The sequence below is a fragment of the Mesobacillus boroniphilus JCM 21738 genome (genome assembly GCF_000517385.1).
Taxonomy (GTDB): domain Bacteria; phylum Bacillota; class Bacilli; order Bacillales; family Cytobacillaceae; genus Mesobacillus; species Mesobacillus boroniphilus.
In genome coordinates this window covers 63998-80381 of the sequence record NZ_BAUW01000009.1, presented here as the reverse complement: position 1 = coordinate 80381, position 16384 = coordinate 63998, and the positions used below count along the sequence as shown (strand labels likewise).

11 protein-coding genes and 6 pseudogenes are annotated in these 16384 nt (G+C 44.4%); 16 read left to right on the top strand and 1 reads right to left on the bottom strand.

What is annotated here, in order from left to right; all coding sequences use genetic code 11:
- Positions 1 to 432: 432 nt before the first annotated feature.
- From spoVK to JCM21738_RS04850, 3 genes and pseudogenes are all read left to right on the top strand, one after another.
- Positions 433 to 1391, top strand: a pseudogene (spoVK, locus tag JCM21738_RS04860) (stage V sporulation protein K).
- Between the two features lie 82 nt (positions 1392 to 1473).
- Positions 1474 to 1704 carry a glutaredoxin family protein gene (locus JCM21738_RS04855; protein WP_023614785.1) on the top strand — a complete coding sequence of 77 codons (231 nt, stop codon included), beginning with the start codon at positions 1474 to 1476 and terminating at the stop codon, positions 1702 to 1704.
- Between the two features lie 309 nt (positions 1705 to 2013).
- A complete protein-coding gene (locus JCM21738_RS04850) occupies positions 2014 to 3051 on the top strand; it encodes an STAS domain-containing protein (protein WP_035208965.1) in 1038 nt (345 codons plus the stop codon).
- Between the two features lie 23 nt (positions 3052 to 3074).
- Here JCM21738_RS04850 and JCM21738_RS04845 read toward each other — a convergent pair whose 3' ends face one another.
- On the bottom strand, positions 3075 to 3680 hold the full coding sequence (locus JCM21738_RS04845; RefSeq protein WP_023614783.1) for a trimeric intracellular cation channel family protein: 606 nt from the start codon (positions 3678 to 3680) through the stop codon (positions 3075 to 3077).
- Positions 3681 to 3861: 181 nt separating this feature from the next.
- Between JCM21738_RS04845 and hflX the strand changes: the two genes are divergently transcribed.
- From hflX to JCM21738_RS04780, 13 genes and pseudogenes are all read left to right on the top strand, one after another.
- A complete protein-coding gene (gene hflX, locus JCM21738_RS04840) occupies positions 3862 to 5118 on the top strand; it encodes a GTPase HflX (protein ID WP_023614782.1) in 1257 nt (418 codons plus the stop codon).
- A gap of 31 nt (positions 5119 to 5149) precedes the next feature.
- Entirely contained in the window at positions 5150 to 6421 is a 1272-nt protein-coding gene (locus JCM21738_RS04835) for a methionine gamma-lyase family protein (protein ID WP_023614781.1), read from the top strand.
- 144 nt (positions 6422 to 6565) lie between these two features.
- Complete coding sequence (locus JCM21738_RS04830; RefSeq protein ID WP_023614780.1) at positions 6566 to 6970, top strand: MerR family transcriptional regulator; 405 nt, start codon at positions 6566 to 6568, stop codon at positions 6968 to 6970.
- Between the two features lie 45 nt (positions 6971 to 7015).
- Entirely contained in the window at positions 7016 to 8356 is a 1341-nt protein-coding gene (gene glnA, locus JCM21738_RS04825; protein WP_023614779.1) for a type I glutamate--ammonia ligase, read from the top strand.
- A gap of 435 nt (positions 8357 to 8791) precedes the next feature.
- A pseudogene (locus JCM21738_RS04820) lies at positions 8792 to 10116 on the top strand (phenylacetate--CoA ligase family protein).
- Positions 10117 to 10136: 20 nt separating this feature from the next.
- Positions 10137 to 11096, top strand: a complete 960-nt coding sequence (paaA, locus tag JCM21738_RS04815) for a 1,2-phenylacetyl-CoA epoxidase subunit PaaA (RefSeq protein ID WP_023614777.1) — start codon at positions 10137 to 10139, stop codon at positions 11094 to 11096.
- A gap of 49 nt (positions 11097 to 11145) precedes the next feature.
- Positions 11146 to 11492, top strand: a pseudogene (gene paaB, locus JCM21738_RS04810) (1,2-phenylacetyl-CoA epoxidase subunit PaaB).
- Positions 11489 to 12307, top strand: a complete 819-nt coding sequence (gene paaC / locus JCM21738_RS04805; protein WP_031307864.1) for a 1,2-phenylacetyl-CoA epoxidase subunit PaaC — start codon at positions 11489 to 11491, stop codon at positions 12305 to 12307. Before paaB ends, paaC begins: the two are co-directional and overlap by 4 nt.
- Positions 12307 to 12789, top strand: a complete 483-nt coding sequence (gene paaD, locus JCM21738_RS04800) for a 1,2-phenylacetyl-CoA epoxidase subunit PaaD (protein ID WP_023614774.1) — start codon at positions 12307 to 12309, stop codon at positions 12787 to 12789. The genes paaC and paaD overlap by 1 nt, the downstream gene beginning before the upstream one ends.
- A gap of 118 nt (positions 12790 to 12907) precedes the next feature.
- A pseudogene (locus JCM21738_RS04795) lies at positions 12908 to 13215 on the top strand (EthD family reductase).
- Positions 13208 to 13985 (top strand): annotated as a pseudogene (locus JCM21738_RS04790) (enoyl-CoA hydratase-related protein). Before JCM21738_RS04795 ends, JCM21738_RS04790 begins: the two co-directional pseudogenes overlap by 8 nt.
- 14 nt (positions 13986 to 13999) lie before the next feature.
- On the top strand, positions 14000 to 14761 hold the full coding sequence (locus tag JCM21738_RS04785) for an enoyl-CoA hydratase-related protein (RefSeq protein ID WP_035208961.1): 762 nt from the start codon (positions 14000 to 14002) through the stop codon (positions 14759 to 14761).
- 47 nt (positions 14762 to 14808) lie between these two features.
- Positions 14809 to 16325 (top strand): annotated as a pseudogene (locus tag JCM21738_RS04780) (aldehyde dehydrogenase family protein).
- Positions 16326 to 16384 lie beyond the last annotated feature (59 nt).

Sequence of the window (16384 nt, the reverse complement as noted above, 5' to 3'; positions counted from 1 at the left end):
CTTGCGCTTTCTGTACTTTAAAAATTTCACAAGCATACTGTTGAAAAGTGGAAAAGGATTATACCCTTATGAATGAAGACCAACCCATTTCGAAGCTAAATGCACCCTTATGAGTGAACTAACAATATTATAATGGGACGATTTCAACCATTGTTCTTTTGCTTTTAAACTATAATTGTATATTTTAAAAATGAATTTCCGCTTCCTTGAATACATATAAATATAGAAGTTTATTTCTTGGGAAAGCGCATATTGTGACAAAAGTAAATAAATGATGCTGTAGTTTGTCGAACTTAATCCAGTCCAATATTGTGCGGGGAGGATTCCCGTTAAACTTAAAGTCCTTCGTATTTAACATGAATGGTGTTGTAGGTGAATATCACAAATACAGCAAGAATGCGTATACTGTTTCTGGAATGAGAGGTGATATCTTTGGACCAACCGCTTCGAAAGAAGAACAACGGTCAAATCAGCATTGTTTTGAACGCTCAGCAGAGGAAGACGTTGACAAAGGAATTGCCAGAATCGCAGCTGGTTCCAAAGTCAATCCCGCAGGAGCACACAGCTTTAAAAGAAATTGAGGAAGAGCTCGGCGCACTTGTGGGCATGGAAGAAATGAAAAGGATGATCAAAGAGATTTATGCCTGGATCTATGTGAATAAGAAAAGGGAAGAAATGGGGCTCAAGGCTGGAAAACAGGCTTTGCATATGATGTTCAAGGGGAATCCCGGAACCGGGAAGACAACAGTCGCCAGGATTATCGGGAAGCTCTTCCTCAAAATGAATGTCCTGTCAAAAGGGCATTTAATCGAAGCAGAGAGAGCTGATCTTGTTGGTGAATATATTGGGCATACCGCGCAAAAAACGCGGGATTTGATAAAAAAAGCAATGGGAGGCATCCTGTTCATTGATGAAGCTTATTCCCTCGGCCGTGGGGAGAAAAGGATTTCGGCAAGGAAGCGATTGATACCCTGGTTAAACACATGGAGGATAAGCAGCATGAATTTATTTTAATCCTTGCAGGGTATTCGAGGGAAATGGAATTTTTCCTGACTCTGAATCCAGGGCTTCATTCAAGGTTTCCGCTCGTCATTGATTTTCCCGATTATTCAATAGACCAGCTTATGGAAATCGGGCAGCGAATGCTGAAGGAGAGGGAATATAGTCTGAGCCACGAGGCAGAACGGAAGTTGCGGGAGCACCTTGTTAATGTTAGATCGACGCTTGGTGCCGCCGCATTTTCGAATGGGCGCTATGTTCGTAACGTGATTGAGAAATCTATTCGGGCACAGGCAATGCGGTTGTTAATGCAAAATCAATACGACCGACATGAACTTATGACTCTCCGCAGTATTGACCTCGTTTTTTCAGATGATAACAAGGGGAGATAATGTCAGCAGCTTTGTTGACATTATTTTTGGGTTTGATAATATACCCTTAAGGTATTTAAAATAGCTACAGGGGGAATTTATAATGAACGATATTACAGTCTACACTACAAACACTTGTCCTTACTGCACCATGCTGAAGAACTTCCTCGACGATAAAGGAATCGCATATAGAGAAGTGAATGTACAGCAAGATCCAATCGCAGCACAAAGGCTGGTCAATGCAACTGGACAAATGGGTGTGCCGCAATCAAACGTAAACGGAAACTGGGTATTAGGTTTCGACCCTAATTCAATCATGTCATTCTTAAAATAGTTCTTGAGGATTCCAGTAAAACTGGAATCCTTATTTATTTTCGTAAAATAAAAATCCATTCATAAGAGCTTTGTTCTCATCCGTTATTGATGTGACTCTCACCCGGATTTAACATACTGAGTCTGGTAATCACTAAAGTCTTTCGGTGGGTGAAGGTTTTATCTTGTATGTTTTTTTCGGGTTTGGTTTGAAAAGGAACAATAAGGGGTAAAAGATTGGGGTTTCCTTAAATGTTTTTTGGCAAAACTAATCATTATTGTAAAAAGGAAGCTTAACCATTTATATAGATAAAAAAGGAGCTAATTATTAATGGGGCATGAGTATAATTACGATATTGCAGGTTACGATTTCGGCTGGGATGTAAAATCCGGCAAGTTCACGTTCGAGGGCGAGGACGCAGTGCTTTTTTGGATATCATCAGCCATGAAAACTTTTTTCGATACGATTGAGGAGATTTCTGGAGAAGAGGCCTCAAACCTCGTATTTGAATCGACTGGATTTCGCCAGGGACTCGTCGTTGGCCAATATTTTGAAAAAATGAAAGAAGTCAGCGTAGCCGAAGCTGCTGACATGATTACCAATACATATGCAACCGCTGGCTGGGGGTTGACGATTATAAAGGATTTGGACTTCGAAACGAAAACATTTACAGCTTTCATGAAGGATAGCTGGGAGCATAAAGTAAATGTCGCCCAGGGGAAGAAAAAAGGGGGGAGTTTTCTGCCCGCGCATTACGCCGGAGTTTTCACGGGACTGTTCAGAACAAATATCTGGTATAAAATCAAACAGCATCAGTTAGAAGGGCATGAACACAGTGTGATTGAATACTTCCCCTCTGATGTCACAATCGCTGATAATATCCACCAGCTGGCACGGAAGAAAGAATCAGAACAAATCAGGAAACTCGAAGGCCTGGTTGAAGAAAAAACAGCAGAATTAAAGGAGCTGGTCAATAAGCTTTCCTCTCCAATCATCCCGGTTCTCGAGGGAATTGTCGTCGTTCCCCTGATTGGAAAATATGAGGAAGACAGGGCAGACCAGCTGATTGTAAATACGCTGAATCGGCTGCCATCCTATAAAGCCAGCTATCTCGTTCTCGATTTGACAGGCATGGACCAGGAAATCGGACCACATGCGGTAAGTCTGATTGAGAAAATCGGATCAGCAGCAAGGCTAATCGGCACGAAAACAATACTGGTTGGGATTTCATCTACTCTTGGGATCGAAATTACCCAATCGAATATCAACCTATCGAAATTCGATTGCTTCCAGACTCTTCAGCATGGCATCCATTACGCCATCGGTCAGATGGGGAGAAAGATATATAATCATAAAAAACAGAGCTGATTCATGATGAATCAGCTCTGTTTTTAATGTACTCCAAGCTTACGGACTGGCAGATGCCATTTGTAGGTATAAGACATTACGCGGAGTGCAGTGATGACGGCGAATAGTCCATAGAGTTCGACAGCTTTATTAGCCATTCCAAGGCCGATGACAAGTCCGGCAAGAACAGCCCACACTGCATAGATTTCCGCCTTCAATACTAATGGCTTTCTGCCGGCAAGCAGATCACGGATTATTCCGCCGCCGCTTCCTGTTAACACAGCTGCAACGATGACTGCGCTTATTGGATGGCCCATATTTGTAGCGTAGATCGCTCCCTGGATCGCGAAGGCAGCAAGCCCGATGGCATCGAAAAAGTTGCCCCATCGCTGCCAGTGTTTTAATAGATTGCCAGGAAACAAGAAAACGATGGTGATTGACATCAAGGCCAGATTAAAGAACATGCCTTGTTCCCATAAAGCTGAGACTGGTAGGCCGATTAAAAGGTTGCGGATTGCCCCGCCGCCAAAGGCTGTAACGATTCCTAATATATAAACTCCGAAGATATCATATTCCTCTTCCATTGCAATAAATGCACCGCTGATCGCGAATGCTACTGTCCCAATCATGCTGAGCACTTCCCATGTCATCATGTTTTTCTCCTCTTGTTAAAATGATGCCTGAATACTAATATAGTTAAATGAAAACATATTGATTTTATCATGTTTATTTCAATTTACAACCACTTTTCCCCCAACTTTCAAAATTTTTGTTTGGTGCTTTATTTTGGTATGATATCTTTAGCTATATATATGGAAAGAAGGGTGTTATTTGGAACAGGAAAACGTATTTGAGAAAGTGATTCTTGTTGGCTGCCAGACGATTGAAGAAGATCTTCGTTTTCAATATTCGATGGAAGAACTTGAATCACTTACGGAAACGGCTAAAGGAAATGTCCTGATGCAGGTTATCCAAAAACGGCCAAAGGTTCATCCTGCTACATACATTGGCAAAGGAAAGGTGGAAGAGCTTCAAGCTCTTGAGGAGGAGCTCGAGCCGGACTTAATTATCTTCAATGATGAACTATCGCCAAGCCAAAACCGCAATCTTTCTGCAGGCTTAAAGGCGCGGGTTATTGATCGTACCCAGCTGATTCTCGATATTTTCGCTCAAAGGGCCAGGTCCAAAGAAGGCAAGCTCCAGGTTGAGCTTGCTCAGCTGCAGTACCTGCTGCCTCGACTTGGCGGAAAAGGGATTGAGATGTCACGTCTTGGCGCCGGAATCGGAACAAGAGGGCCTGGTGAAACAAAGCTGGAGTCAGACCGCCGTCATATCCGGAAACGAATTGACGATATTAAAACCCAGTTGTCAGTAATCGTTCAGCACCGTGACCGCTACCGGGAACGCCGGAAGAAGAACAAGACGTTCCAGATTGCGCTGGTCGGATACACAAATGCAGGAAAATCGACGCTGTTCAACCGGTTGACAGAAGCTGAGTCATTTGAAGAAAATCAGTTATTCGCTACGCTTGATCCAATGACAAGGAAAGCGATTTTACCTAGCGCCTTCACGGCTCTCCTTACAGATACAGTCGGATTCATCCAGGACTTGCCGACAACATTGATCGCTGCTTTCCGCTCGACACTGGAGGAGGTCCGGGAGGCGGACTTGCTTCTGCATGTAGTGGATATGTCAAATGAAGATTACTTTTCACATGAACATACTGTCAATAAATTGCTGGAGGACCTTGAAGTCCACCAAATCCCGCAGATTACCGTTTATAATAAACGGGATATCGCACACCAGGATTTTGTGCCCAACGCTAAAAATGAAACAGCGTTCATAAGCGCGTTCAGTGAGGAAGACCGGAGAAATCTTCTTTTAAAAATCGAACAGTCAATTATCGGAATGATGGAGCCGTTCCATGTCCTGGTGCCGTCCGATGAGGGGAAACTGCTGGCACAATTGAAAAATGAGACCATTCTTCGTGAGCTAGCTTTTGATGAAGAAAAACAAGGTTATGTCTGCAAAGGGTTCTCTTTGGCAGACCATCAAATTACCGGCCAACTGAAACGATTTTCAGTATAAATTGATTTTTTTCAAAAGATAGGAGAGCACCATGTTTACACAATTAAAGAACGGGCAAATGCTGCAGCCGCTTGTCACAGAAATTGAGCAGCAGATTGCCGGAGTACACAAGAAAATTGATGAACGGATTGATTCAAACCAGTTCAGAGTATTGCAGAGTTTCCAGAAACATCGGGTGAGTGATTCTCATTTCATCCCGACCACTGGCTATGGATACGACGATGCTGGCAGGGAAACACTTGAAAAAATATACGCAGAGGTGTTTGGAGCTGAAGCCGGACTGGTTCGCCCGCAAATCATCTCGGGAACTCATGCGATTTCCATCTCGCTATTTGGGATTCTTCGACCTGGCGACGAGCTTTTATACATCACTGGAAAACCTTATGACACGCTTGAAGAGATCGTTGGTATACGCGGTACCGGGAATGGTTCATTGAAGGAGTTTGGAATCTCCTATAATACGGTCGACCTTACGGGAAAGGGAGAAATCGATTGGAGTGCCGTCGAAAAAGCGATCAAGCCTGAAACAAAAATGATCGGAATCCAGCGTTCAAAAGGTTATGCGACGCGACCATCATTCACTGTTGAGCAAATCGGTGAAATGGTTAAGTTTGTAAAAGAAATAAAATCAGATGTCATTGTGTTTGTTGATAACTGTTATGGCGAATTTGTTGAGGAACAGGAACCCTGCCATGTGGGCGCTGATCTGATGGCTGGCTCTTTGATTAAAAATCCTGGCGGCGGTATTGCCAAGACAGGCGGGTACATCGTAGGCAAGGAGGAATATGTAGAGTCATGTTCTTACCGGATGACTTCCCCAGGAATCGGGGCAGAGGCAGGCGCTTCATTATATTCATTGCAGGAAATGTATCAGGGATTCTTCATTGCGCCGCACATTGTCGCACAGGCCTTGAAGGGTGCAGTTTTCACAGCTGCAATGCTGGATCGTTTGGGAATGAATTCTTCGCCTAAATGGAATGCAGAACGAACGGATCTAATCCAGGCAGTCCAATTCGACGGCCGGGATAAGATGGTTGCTTTTTGCCAGGCAATTCAATATGCTTCGCCAATCAATTCTCATGTAACGGCACATCCTGCTTATATGCCGGGATATGAGGATGATGTGATTATGGCTGCTGGTACATTCATCCAGGGAGCAAGTATTGAATTAACTGCTGATGGACCGATCAGACCGCCTTATGTCGCCTATGTTCAGGGCGGGTTAACCTATTCCCATGTGAAGATGGCTGTTTGCATTGCAATCGATTCTTTAATTGAAAAAGGTTTAATTCTACTAAAATAGGTAAATATACAACAGGACGCTTGCTACGTAAGTCCTGTTCTTTTTTTATGATTTTTCATGTCAGATAATCTAACATATAATTGACATTATTCCTTACATTGAATATAATGAGATTATCTTAAAAGGGAAGGAGGAGAAATCAAAATGGGCGGAAGTGAAATTCGCCGGAATATGCCGCTCTTTAGCATCGGAATTGTCATGCAGCTTACAGATTTAACTGCAAGGCAAATTCGTTACTATGAAGAGCATGAATTGATTTCTCCGGCAAGAACAGAGGGCAATAAACGACTCTTCTCCTTAAACGATATTGACAAGCTTCTTGAGATTAAAGATTTAATCGACCAGGGAGTCAACATGGCAGGCATTAAGCAAATTTTTAATGTTAAACAACAGTCAGCCATTAGTGCAGCTGAGAAAAAACAAGCTGAAAAAACGAGACGTGAGCTATCTGATGCGGATTTGCGGAAATTGCTTCGCAAGGAACTACAGCAGGCAGGACGCTTTAACCGATCTGGCAATCACGGTGACATGTCGAGATTTTTCCATTAGTAACCCGAACTATCTTTCATTAAAATTCTAGGAGGAACTTTAACAATGGCTAAGACGTTCACAAGAGAAGACATTATCCGCTTATCAAAAGAAGAAAATGTAAAATTCATTCGTTTGCAGTTCACAGACATTTTAGGAACAATAAAGAACGTTGAAATTCCAATCAGCCAGCTTGAAAAAGCGCTTGATAATAAAATGATGTTTGACGGCTCTTCAATTGAAGGATTCGTTCGAATCGAAGAATCTGATATGTATCTGATCCCTGATTTGGACACATGGGTAGTATTCCCTTGGACAGCTGAAAAGGGTAAGGTTGCACGTTTGATCTGTGATATTAAAAATGCTGATGGCACACCATTTGCTGGCGACCCTCGCGGCAATCTGAAGCGTATTCTGAAGGAAATGGAAGAGCTTGGCTTCACAAACTTCAATCTTGGACCAGAACCGGAATTCTTCCTCTTCAAGCTGGATGTGAATGGTGAGCCTACACTTGAATTGAATGACAATGGCGGATATTTCGACCTCGCGCCAACAGACCTTGGTGAAAACTGCCGCCGCGATATCGTACTAGAGCTGGAAGAAATGGGCTTTGAAATCGAAGCATCACACCATGAGGTTGCTCCTGGACAGCACGAAATCGACTTTAAATATGCAGATGCATTGACAGCTTGTGACCAAATCCAGACTTTCAAGCTTGTTGTAAAAACTATTGCACGTAAGCATGGCTTGCACGCTACATTCATGCCGAAGCCTTTGTTCGGTGTTAACGGCTCAGGAATGCACTGCAACATGTCATTGTTCCGCAACGGCGAGAACTCATTCTATGATCCATCCGATAAGAGACTTGAGCTAAGCGAAACTGCGTACCAGTTCATCGCTGGAACGCTTAAGCACGCATCTGGATTTACAGCTGTAACAAACCCGACTGTAAACTCTTATAAGCGTCTAGTACCTGGCTATGAAGCACCTTGCTACGTTGCATGGTCTGCAAAGAACCGTTCACCATTGATCCGTATCCCTGCATCACGCGGCATGAGCACACGTGTTGAAGTCCGCAGCGTTGACCCTGCAGCAAATCCATACCTTGCTATGGCGGTATTGCTTGCAGCAGGTCTTGACGGAATCAAGAACAAATTGACTCCTCCTGCATCAGTAGACCGCAACATCTACGTGATGAACAAGGAAGAGCGTGTTGAAGAAGGAATCGATGATCTGCCACCAACATTGGCAGCGGCCCTGGACCAGCTGAAAAAGAACGAAGTAATCAGCTCAGCTCTTGGCGACCATATCCTCGAACACTTCATCGAAGCAAAAGAGATTGAATGGGATATGTTCCGCACCCAGGTTCACCCATGGGAGCGCGAACAGTATATGAGCATGTATTAATAGGAAAGAAAAGGCCTCTTGATTGCTATCAAGAGGCCTTTTTTAGATGTAAAGAGTAAAAGTAGGAAAAAATTTTAATTAAATTTTATTCATCCTGCCTCATTCTACAATCACTGCGAAAGATTGCATTATCACAACGAAATGATCAAGTGTCACTAAGTTTTTATGCTTAATCACTACGCTTTTGGTCACTATCACTATGAAATTCACATTAATAACTGCGGTTTTCCCCATAATCACTACGAAAAAACCACAATAAATATTTTTACCATCCAAACTAGAAAAATCATCATCAAATATTAAAATTTTCTGAAAAATAATTGACTTTTTCCTATATACACGTTATCTTTGTTTTAAAATATATAACATATTTATTGTGTTACGGAAATATAACGTTATACAAATAAAATTTTATGTAATACAGGGGGCGGAGTCTTGATTTTACATGAAATCGAAACGAGTAGTCGTGAATCCATAGAAGAAATTCAACTCCAAAGACTCAAGACAGTAGTTGAGAAGGTCGCTCAAAAGGTGCCGTTTTACAAGGAAAAGTTTGAGAGCGCCAATTTTTCTCCTGAAATGCTAAATAGTCTTAAAGATTTGGAAGCGCTTCCTTTTACAGAGAAGCAGGATTTGCGTAACCACTATCCATTCGGATTGTTCGCTGTTCCGCAAAGTGAATTGGTCAGGATACACGCCTCATCAGGAACGAGCGGCAAGCCGACGGTGGTTGGCTACACACAAAAGGATATTGAAATGTGGGCAGAGATTGTCGCCAGGGCTATTGTTCTAGGTGGAGGTGAACCTGGAAACTTCCTTCATAATGCTTATGGTTATGGACTTTTTACCGGTGGTTTGGGACTGCATTACGGAAGTGAACAGCTAGGGATGGTCACAGTACCGGTTTCCGGAGGGAATACCCAGAGACAAATTATGTTAATTGAAGATTTTAAGCCGCAAGTCATATGCGGAACTCCTTCTTACATTTTGAATATCGCTGAAACAATGGAGGAAATGGGTAAGGACCCTCGCAATACTTCATTGAAGTACGGTATTTTCGGGGCTGAGCCTTGGTCCGAAGAAATGAGGAAGACGCTCGAGGAAAAGCTGGGCATCAAGGCATGCGATATTTACGGGCTGAGCGAAGTGATCGGGCCTGGTGTCGCAAGTGAATGCCATCAAGCACAGGCCGGGCTCCATGTTGCCGAGGATCATTTCTATGTTGAAGTAATTGATCCTGAAACGTTAAAACCTGTTCCACAGGGCGAAGAGGGGGAACTGGTTTTCACCAGCCTTACTAAGGAAGCCTTTCCGGTCATTCGCTACCTGACGGGGGATATCGCTTCCCTGACGAAGGAAAAATGCAGCTGCGGACGGACAACGGTGAGAATGTCCCGAGTCAAAGGGCGAATCGATGACATGCTGATCATCAATGGTGTCAATGTGTTTCCATCACAGATTGAACATTGCTTGCTGGCAGTACCTGACTTGCCCCGCATTACCAGATTCAGATTTTACAAAAGCGTACGTTAAAGGTTCTTGAGCTGCATGTTGAGATGAATGAGGAATATTTCACGATGATCGGGGCGAATCCGATTTCAGACTCTGTTTACCAGCTGGAGCAGGGAATTCAAGCACTGTTAAAGAGCCAGTGTCTGATCTCAATGGAGGTTCGTGTGCATCGTCCAAAAACAATCCCACGCTCTGAAGGCAAGGCGGTCAGAATTGTTGATAAAACAAAGGAACCAATTGGAACTTAAACCTAAGGAGGTAAAACAGCATGGAAAACACAATTTCCTTCGAGCAGCTGAGCGAAGAGGCTAAATACGAGCACTTCATGAAGCGAATAGAAGCTGGCGATAAAATCGAAGCAGAAGACTGGATGCCGGATGACTATCGAATGACGCTGATCAAACTTATTTCAATGCATGGAATCAGTGAAATTATGGGCGCACTACCAGAAAAGGAATGGGTGCCTAAGGCTCCATCTTTAAAAAGAAAGTTGGGAATCATGGCGAAGGTGCAGGATGAAATGGGCCATGGCCAGCTGTTGTTACGGGTGGCCGAGGATTTAATGAAGCCGCTCGGAAAATCGCGCGAGAATATCATTCAGGATTTACTATCCGGCGACTTGAAATTCCACAATGTCTTCCATATGGAAGCAAAAACATGGGGAGATGCTGGATTGATTGGCTGGCTTGTCGATGGTGCCGCCATAATATCCCAGACGAATATGCTGGATGCTTCTTATGGACCATACGCAAGAGCGTTGAAGCGAATCTGTGCGGAGGAGGTTTTCCACGCCCAGCATGGCGAGGCGATCATCATGGCGCTCGCTGAAGGAACAGACGAGCAGAAAGCGATGATCCAGGATTCGTTAGACCGCTGGTGGGAAGCGCTTCTTATGTTCTTTGGACCTGCGGATGCGTCTACAACTGGCACTTCCAAACAGGATACAACAATCAAATACAGAATCAGAACGAAAACGAACGAGGAGCTCCGCCAGGACTTTTTTACAAAATACATTCCGAGGGTCTTGTCGTTAGGTCTGAAGCTGCCGGATGAAACGATGCATTTTGACCAGGAATCAGGCATGTGGCAATACAAGCAGCCAGATTGGAGCAAGTTCAAGCAAATCATCAAGAATAATGGCCCTAAATCAAAGGACCGTTTAAGGCTAAGAGAGATTTCCTGCAGTAATAACAAGTGGGTCATCGATGCACTGAGCGTTAAAGCATAGGCTTCAGGGGACAGCTGTCACAGAATACCACAGGAAAGGAGAAAAAATCATGTCTGGGAATGGATTTTATCAGGAATTTGAAGTGTTCAGCAAGCGGACTGCGACTTCACCTATGCAGTACCAGTTCTCATTGCTGGCGCCGAACCATGAGCTGGCCCTTGTGATGGCACAGGAAAATTTCATGAGACGAGAACCGGTTGCCGATATTTGGGTCGTAAAGCGTGACGATATCAGGAAAATGTCCTTTGATGAGCGGCTAACATTACAAAGGCTCGATAATAAGGATTACCGCAATACAAAAGGCTATGGATATTTAAAAAAAAATGGCGCCACTATGAGCAGGAAATGTTAGATGAAAAAGAGATATTGTCATGGGGAGGGAAGCAGGAGAAATGAAATATGAACTTGAAGATGCGTTGAAAAATGAAGCCCTTCGCGACGCTGCAGTTGAGCTCCTGTTCCAGCTTGGTGATGATGATTTCATGATCGCCTACCGTGGTTCTGAGTGGCTTGGACTAGCTCCTCATATTGAAGAGGATGTCGCTTTTTCCTCAATCAGCCAGGATACAATGGGCCACGCGGCCATGTTCTATCAGCTTCTAAGCGACCTGGGTGCTGGTGATCCGGATCATCTTGCGCATGCCAGGCCAGCAGCAGAACGAAAGAATGCGATTTTACTAGAAAAAGTGAACGGTCCGGGTACGTATTTGACTGAGCCGCATTATGACTGGGCATTCGCGGTTGTGAGGAATTATTTTTACGCCCAGGCCAAGAAAGTAAAAATGGAATCTATCAAGAATTCATCATACCAGCCTTTGAGTGAAACTGCAGTAAAGATCAATATGGAACTTTACTATCATCTGTTGCACTGGAAGACGTGGTTCTCCCAGCTTGTGAGTGCAGGTGGAGAAGCGAGGACCAGGATGGAAACCGCGATGGAGATGGTTTTTGCTGAACTTGAAGGATTGTTCTCCATGGGGTCCCAGAGCGAAGTGTTCTCAAAGCACAATTTGATAGATTCAGAGGAAGCTTTGAGAACGAGATGGATGCAAATGATGTCACCTGTTTTTGAATCTCTGGACCTCAAGATGCCGGATACATTCGGAATGGAGAGCGGAAATGGGCGAAATGGAGAGCATACATCAGATTTGCAGACTGCTCTTGATACAATAGGCGAGGTTTATAACTCCGATCCGGCAGCGAGCTGGTGATGATGAGAGATAAAATCATCGAAGCCTTGCAAGCCGTCAAGGACCCTGAAATCGACAGTGTATCGATTATTGAACTGGGAATGCTAGAGAAACTAGAAATCGAAGCAGATACAATTTTGATAAAGTTATTGCCGACCTTCATGGGGTGCCCTGCGCTGGATATCATCAAAAACAATGTTGTCAAAGCGGTATCATCCATTGATGGAGTTGAAAAAGTGGATGTGAAATTCATCTTCCATCCGCCATGGACATCCGATCGGGTTACAGATTTGGGCAGGGAAAAGCTAAAGGAATTCGGCATCGCCCCGCCGCCAAGGCATATTGCTGAAACAGGCGAGTGGCAGGCTGATTGCCCTTACTGCGGCTCCACCTATACGACGATGGAGAACCTCTTTGGACCGACGGCTTGTCGCAGCATTCTATACTGCAAGTCGTGCAAAAACCCATTCGAGGCAATGAAACCAGTGTCAACTTTGATGTGACAGCAAAGTCGAAAAAAAGATTCCATGTTGTCAAATCAATTGATTAATAGCTGCAAGAAGCAAAGCATATATTCAGTTTGGTCTATAAAAATTTCAGATGAAAAGGGAGAGATCTTTAATGGTAAAACTAATCGCGATTTACAAGCATCCACAAAACAAAGAGGCATTTGACAAGCATTATTTTGAAACACATGCTCCATTGACAGCAAAAATTCCTGGCCTTCGCAAAATGGAAGTGACACGCATCGTCGGCAGCCCAATGGGTGGAGAAGGCAAATATTATTTAATGTGCGAAATGTACTATGACGACCATGAGCATTAAAAGCCGGGATGAAATCTGCAGAAGGCAAGGCATCTGGAAAGGATGTTATGAGCTTTGCGGGTGATCTGGTCACGATGATGATCGGTGAAGAAGTGAATGAATAAACATTATGAAATGATAGAAACGTCTGTAAAAGGCCAAGTCGGATTAATCGAGCTGAATCGTCCGAAGGTCTTGAATGCCCTGAACAGGCAAATGGTTTCTGAGGTGCTTTCGGCTATGGAAGCATTTGACCAGGACGCTGACATTAAAGTGATCGTCCTCACAGGTAAAGGCAGGGCATTCGCGGCGGGAGCGATATCGATGAAATGATGGATGCTGACGCGGTCTCAATGGAAACGTTGTACCAGTTCACTGACTGGGACCGGCTTGCCTGGATCAAAAAGCCGGTCATCGGGGCTGTGCATGGATTTGCACTAGGCGGTGCCTTTGAATTGGCGTTATGCTGTGACATGCTGTTCGCTGCTGAAAATGCGGAGTTTGGGTTCCCGGAAGTTAATCTTGGTGTCATGCCCGGAGCAGGCGGTACGCAAAGGCTGACAAAGCTCGTCGGCAAAACAAAGGCGATGGAATGGATCCTCAGCGGCAAACGGATTTCTGCAAAAGAAGCATTGCACCATGGAATCATCAATTCGACTTTTCCCGAGGAAGTACTGATGGAGGAAACGCTGAAATTTGCGGACACAATCGCGAATCAGGCTCCAATCGCAGCAAGGCTGATCAAGGAATCGATTTTAAAAGCTGTTGATTATTCTTTATATGAAGGAATGCAATATGAACGCAAAAATTTCTACATGCTTTTTGCGACAGAAGACCAAAAGGAAGGCATGAGGCTTTCAAGGAGAAACGGAAGCCGGATTTTAAAGGGAAATAAGGGGGTACATAGCTGTGTTTGAAACCGTTTTATATGAAGTGCGGAATCAGGTAGCCTACATTACCCTGAACCGCCCTGATAAATTGAATGCCTTCACAGAGCAGCTGAATAAGGAAATCCAGAGTGCAATCAAGTCTGCTTCCCGCGACAAAGGAGTAAGAGCACTGGTCATCACGGGTGCAGGCCGGGCATTTTGTTCAGGTGAGGACTTGGCAGGGGTTACGGATGAAATGGATCATGGCGAGGTGCTTCGCAAGCGGTATAATCCGATGCTGCTCGAACTTGACCGTTGCGAGAAACCTGTGATAGCTGCTGTAAATGGGGTGGCAGCCGGAGCTGGTATGAGCCTTGCGCTCGCCTGTGATTTCCGGATTGCCTCTGAAAAAGCAAGCTTTGTAGAAGCATTTATCCATGTCGGTCTTGTGCCGGATGCCGGCAATCTGTATTATCTTCCTCGGCTAATTGGCCACGCGAAAGCGATGGAGCTTGCGGTATTTGGAGAAAAAATTCCAGCAGAAAAGGCAAAGGATCTTGGTATTATTACTGAAGTTTACTCAATGGATAACTGGAATGATAGTGTCGCTGCATTTGCAGAGAGACTTGCCAATATGCCAACAAAGGCAATTGGGCTGATCAAAAGGAACCTGAAAGCCAGCTGGCATTCAAATCTCGAAGACTATCTCGAGAGGGATGCCCAGAGCCAGCGCATTGCCGGGCAGACTGCCGACCATAAGGAAGGCGTCCAGGCATTCATGGAAAAAAGAAACCGGTTTTAAGGGTGAATAAATACGATCAATTAATCTACTAAAAGGAGATGTTACGCGTGACAACAGTTAAAGAGCAAAAATTCGAAGCAATGGCAGTAAAACGCGAGACATATCAGTTAATCATCAATGGAGTTCGCCAGGACAGTGTCAATGGTGAAACGTACAAAGTCTACAATCCGGCGACAGGCCAGGAAGTTGCAACTGTGGCGAAGGCTTCCAAAGAAGACGCGGAGCTTGCGGTACATGCGGCAAGAAATGCGTTCGATTTTGGGAAGTGGCGCAATTTCCCTGTGAGCAAGCGTTCCCGCACACTGAATAAGATCGCCTCTATCATGCGCTCCCGTTTCAATGAGCTAGTAGAATTGGAGATTCTTGATACAGGAAAATCTCTTGCTGCAGCCCAGGGACAGGTGATGCAGGCAATCGAGGATTTTGAATTTTATGCAGGTGCGATTGTCAGTCACCGCGGAGCTGTGAACAGCATGCCTGGTGCATTCCAGAATATCACTGAAAAAGAGCCTGTCGGCGTATGTGCCAGATCATTCCTTGGAATTATCCAATGATGATGGCAGCATGGAAGATCGCTCCGGCAATTGCAGTAGGCTGCTCAGTTGTTGTAAAACCAGCATCATTGACACCTTTATCGGCAATCGTTCTGGGTGAAATCTGTATCGAAGCTGGCGTTCCAGAAGGTGTTGTGAACGTCATTCCGGGATCTGGTTCGGTTGTCGGAAACTACCTAGTTGAACATGAAAAAGTAGATAAAGTTGCGTTCACTGGCTCAACGCCGATCGGCAAGGATATCATGGCAAGAGCTTCCCAAACACTAAAGCGCGTGACTCTTGAACTTGGCGGAAAGTCACCGAGTATCGTCTTTGAAGATGCGGATGTTGATGCTGCAGTAGCAGGCTCTCTATTCGGAATCTTCTACAATACAGGTCAATCATGCGAAGCACGCTCTCGTTTGTATGTCCATGAGGATGTATATGATGAGTTCATGGAAAAATTCGTGGCGAAAACAAAGCAGCTTAAGCTTGGAAATCCATTTGAAAAGGAAACTCATGTCGGCGCTGTCATTAGCCAGGACCAAATGGATGTCATCGATGGATATGTAAAATCCGCTGTTGCTGATGGAGCACAAGTTTTAACAGGCGGAAAGGCCGCTAATCTTGAAGGCTATGAAAATGGCTACTGGTATGAGCTACCATCATCGCTGAAACAGACCACAGCATGAAGGCTGTTAAAGAAGAAATCTTCGGACCTGTTGTTGTGGTCATGAAGTTCAAGGATGAAAAACAAGCTGTCCAACTTGCTAATGACAGTGAATATGGACTGGGATCTGCTATCTGGACGAAGGACTACGGACGTGCGACAAGGGTTTCCAAGCTGATCCAGGCAGGAATTGTCATGATCAACTGCCCATTCTCGGGCATTCCCGGGCACACCATTCGGAGGATACAAGCAATCCGGATTCGGCCGTGAACTCAGCATCGAAACACTAGATTTATATACAGAAACTAAGAGTATCGTCTCTTATTACGGCAGCCGCCCGCTCAACCCGTTTAACGTATAAAAAAGAGGCGAGCACTCCTCGATTCGGGTGCTCGCCTTTCAGTTTTTTAATAGGAGGAA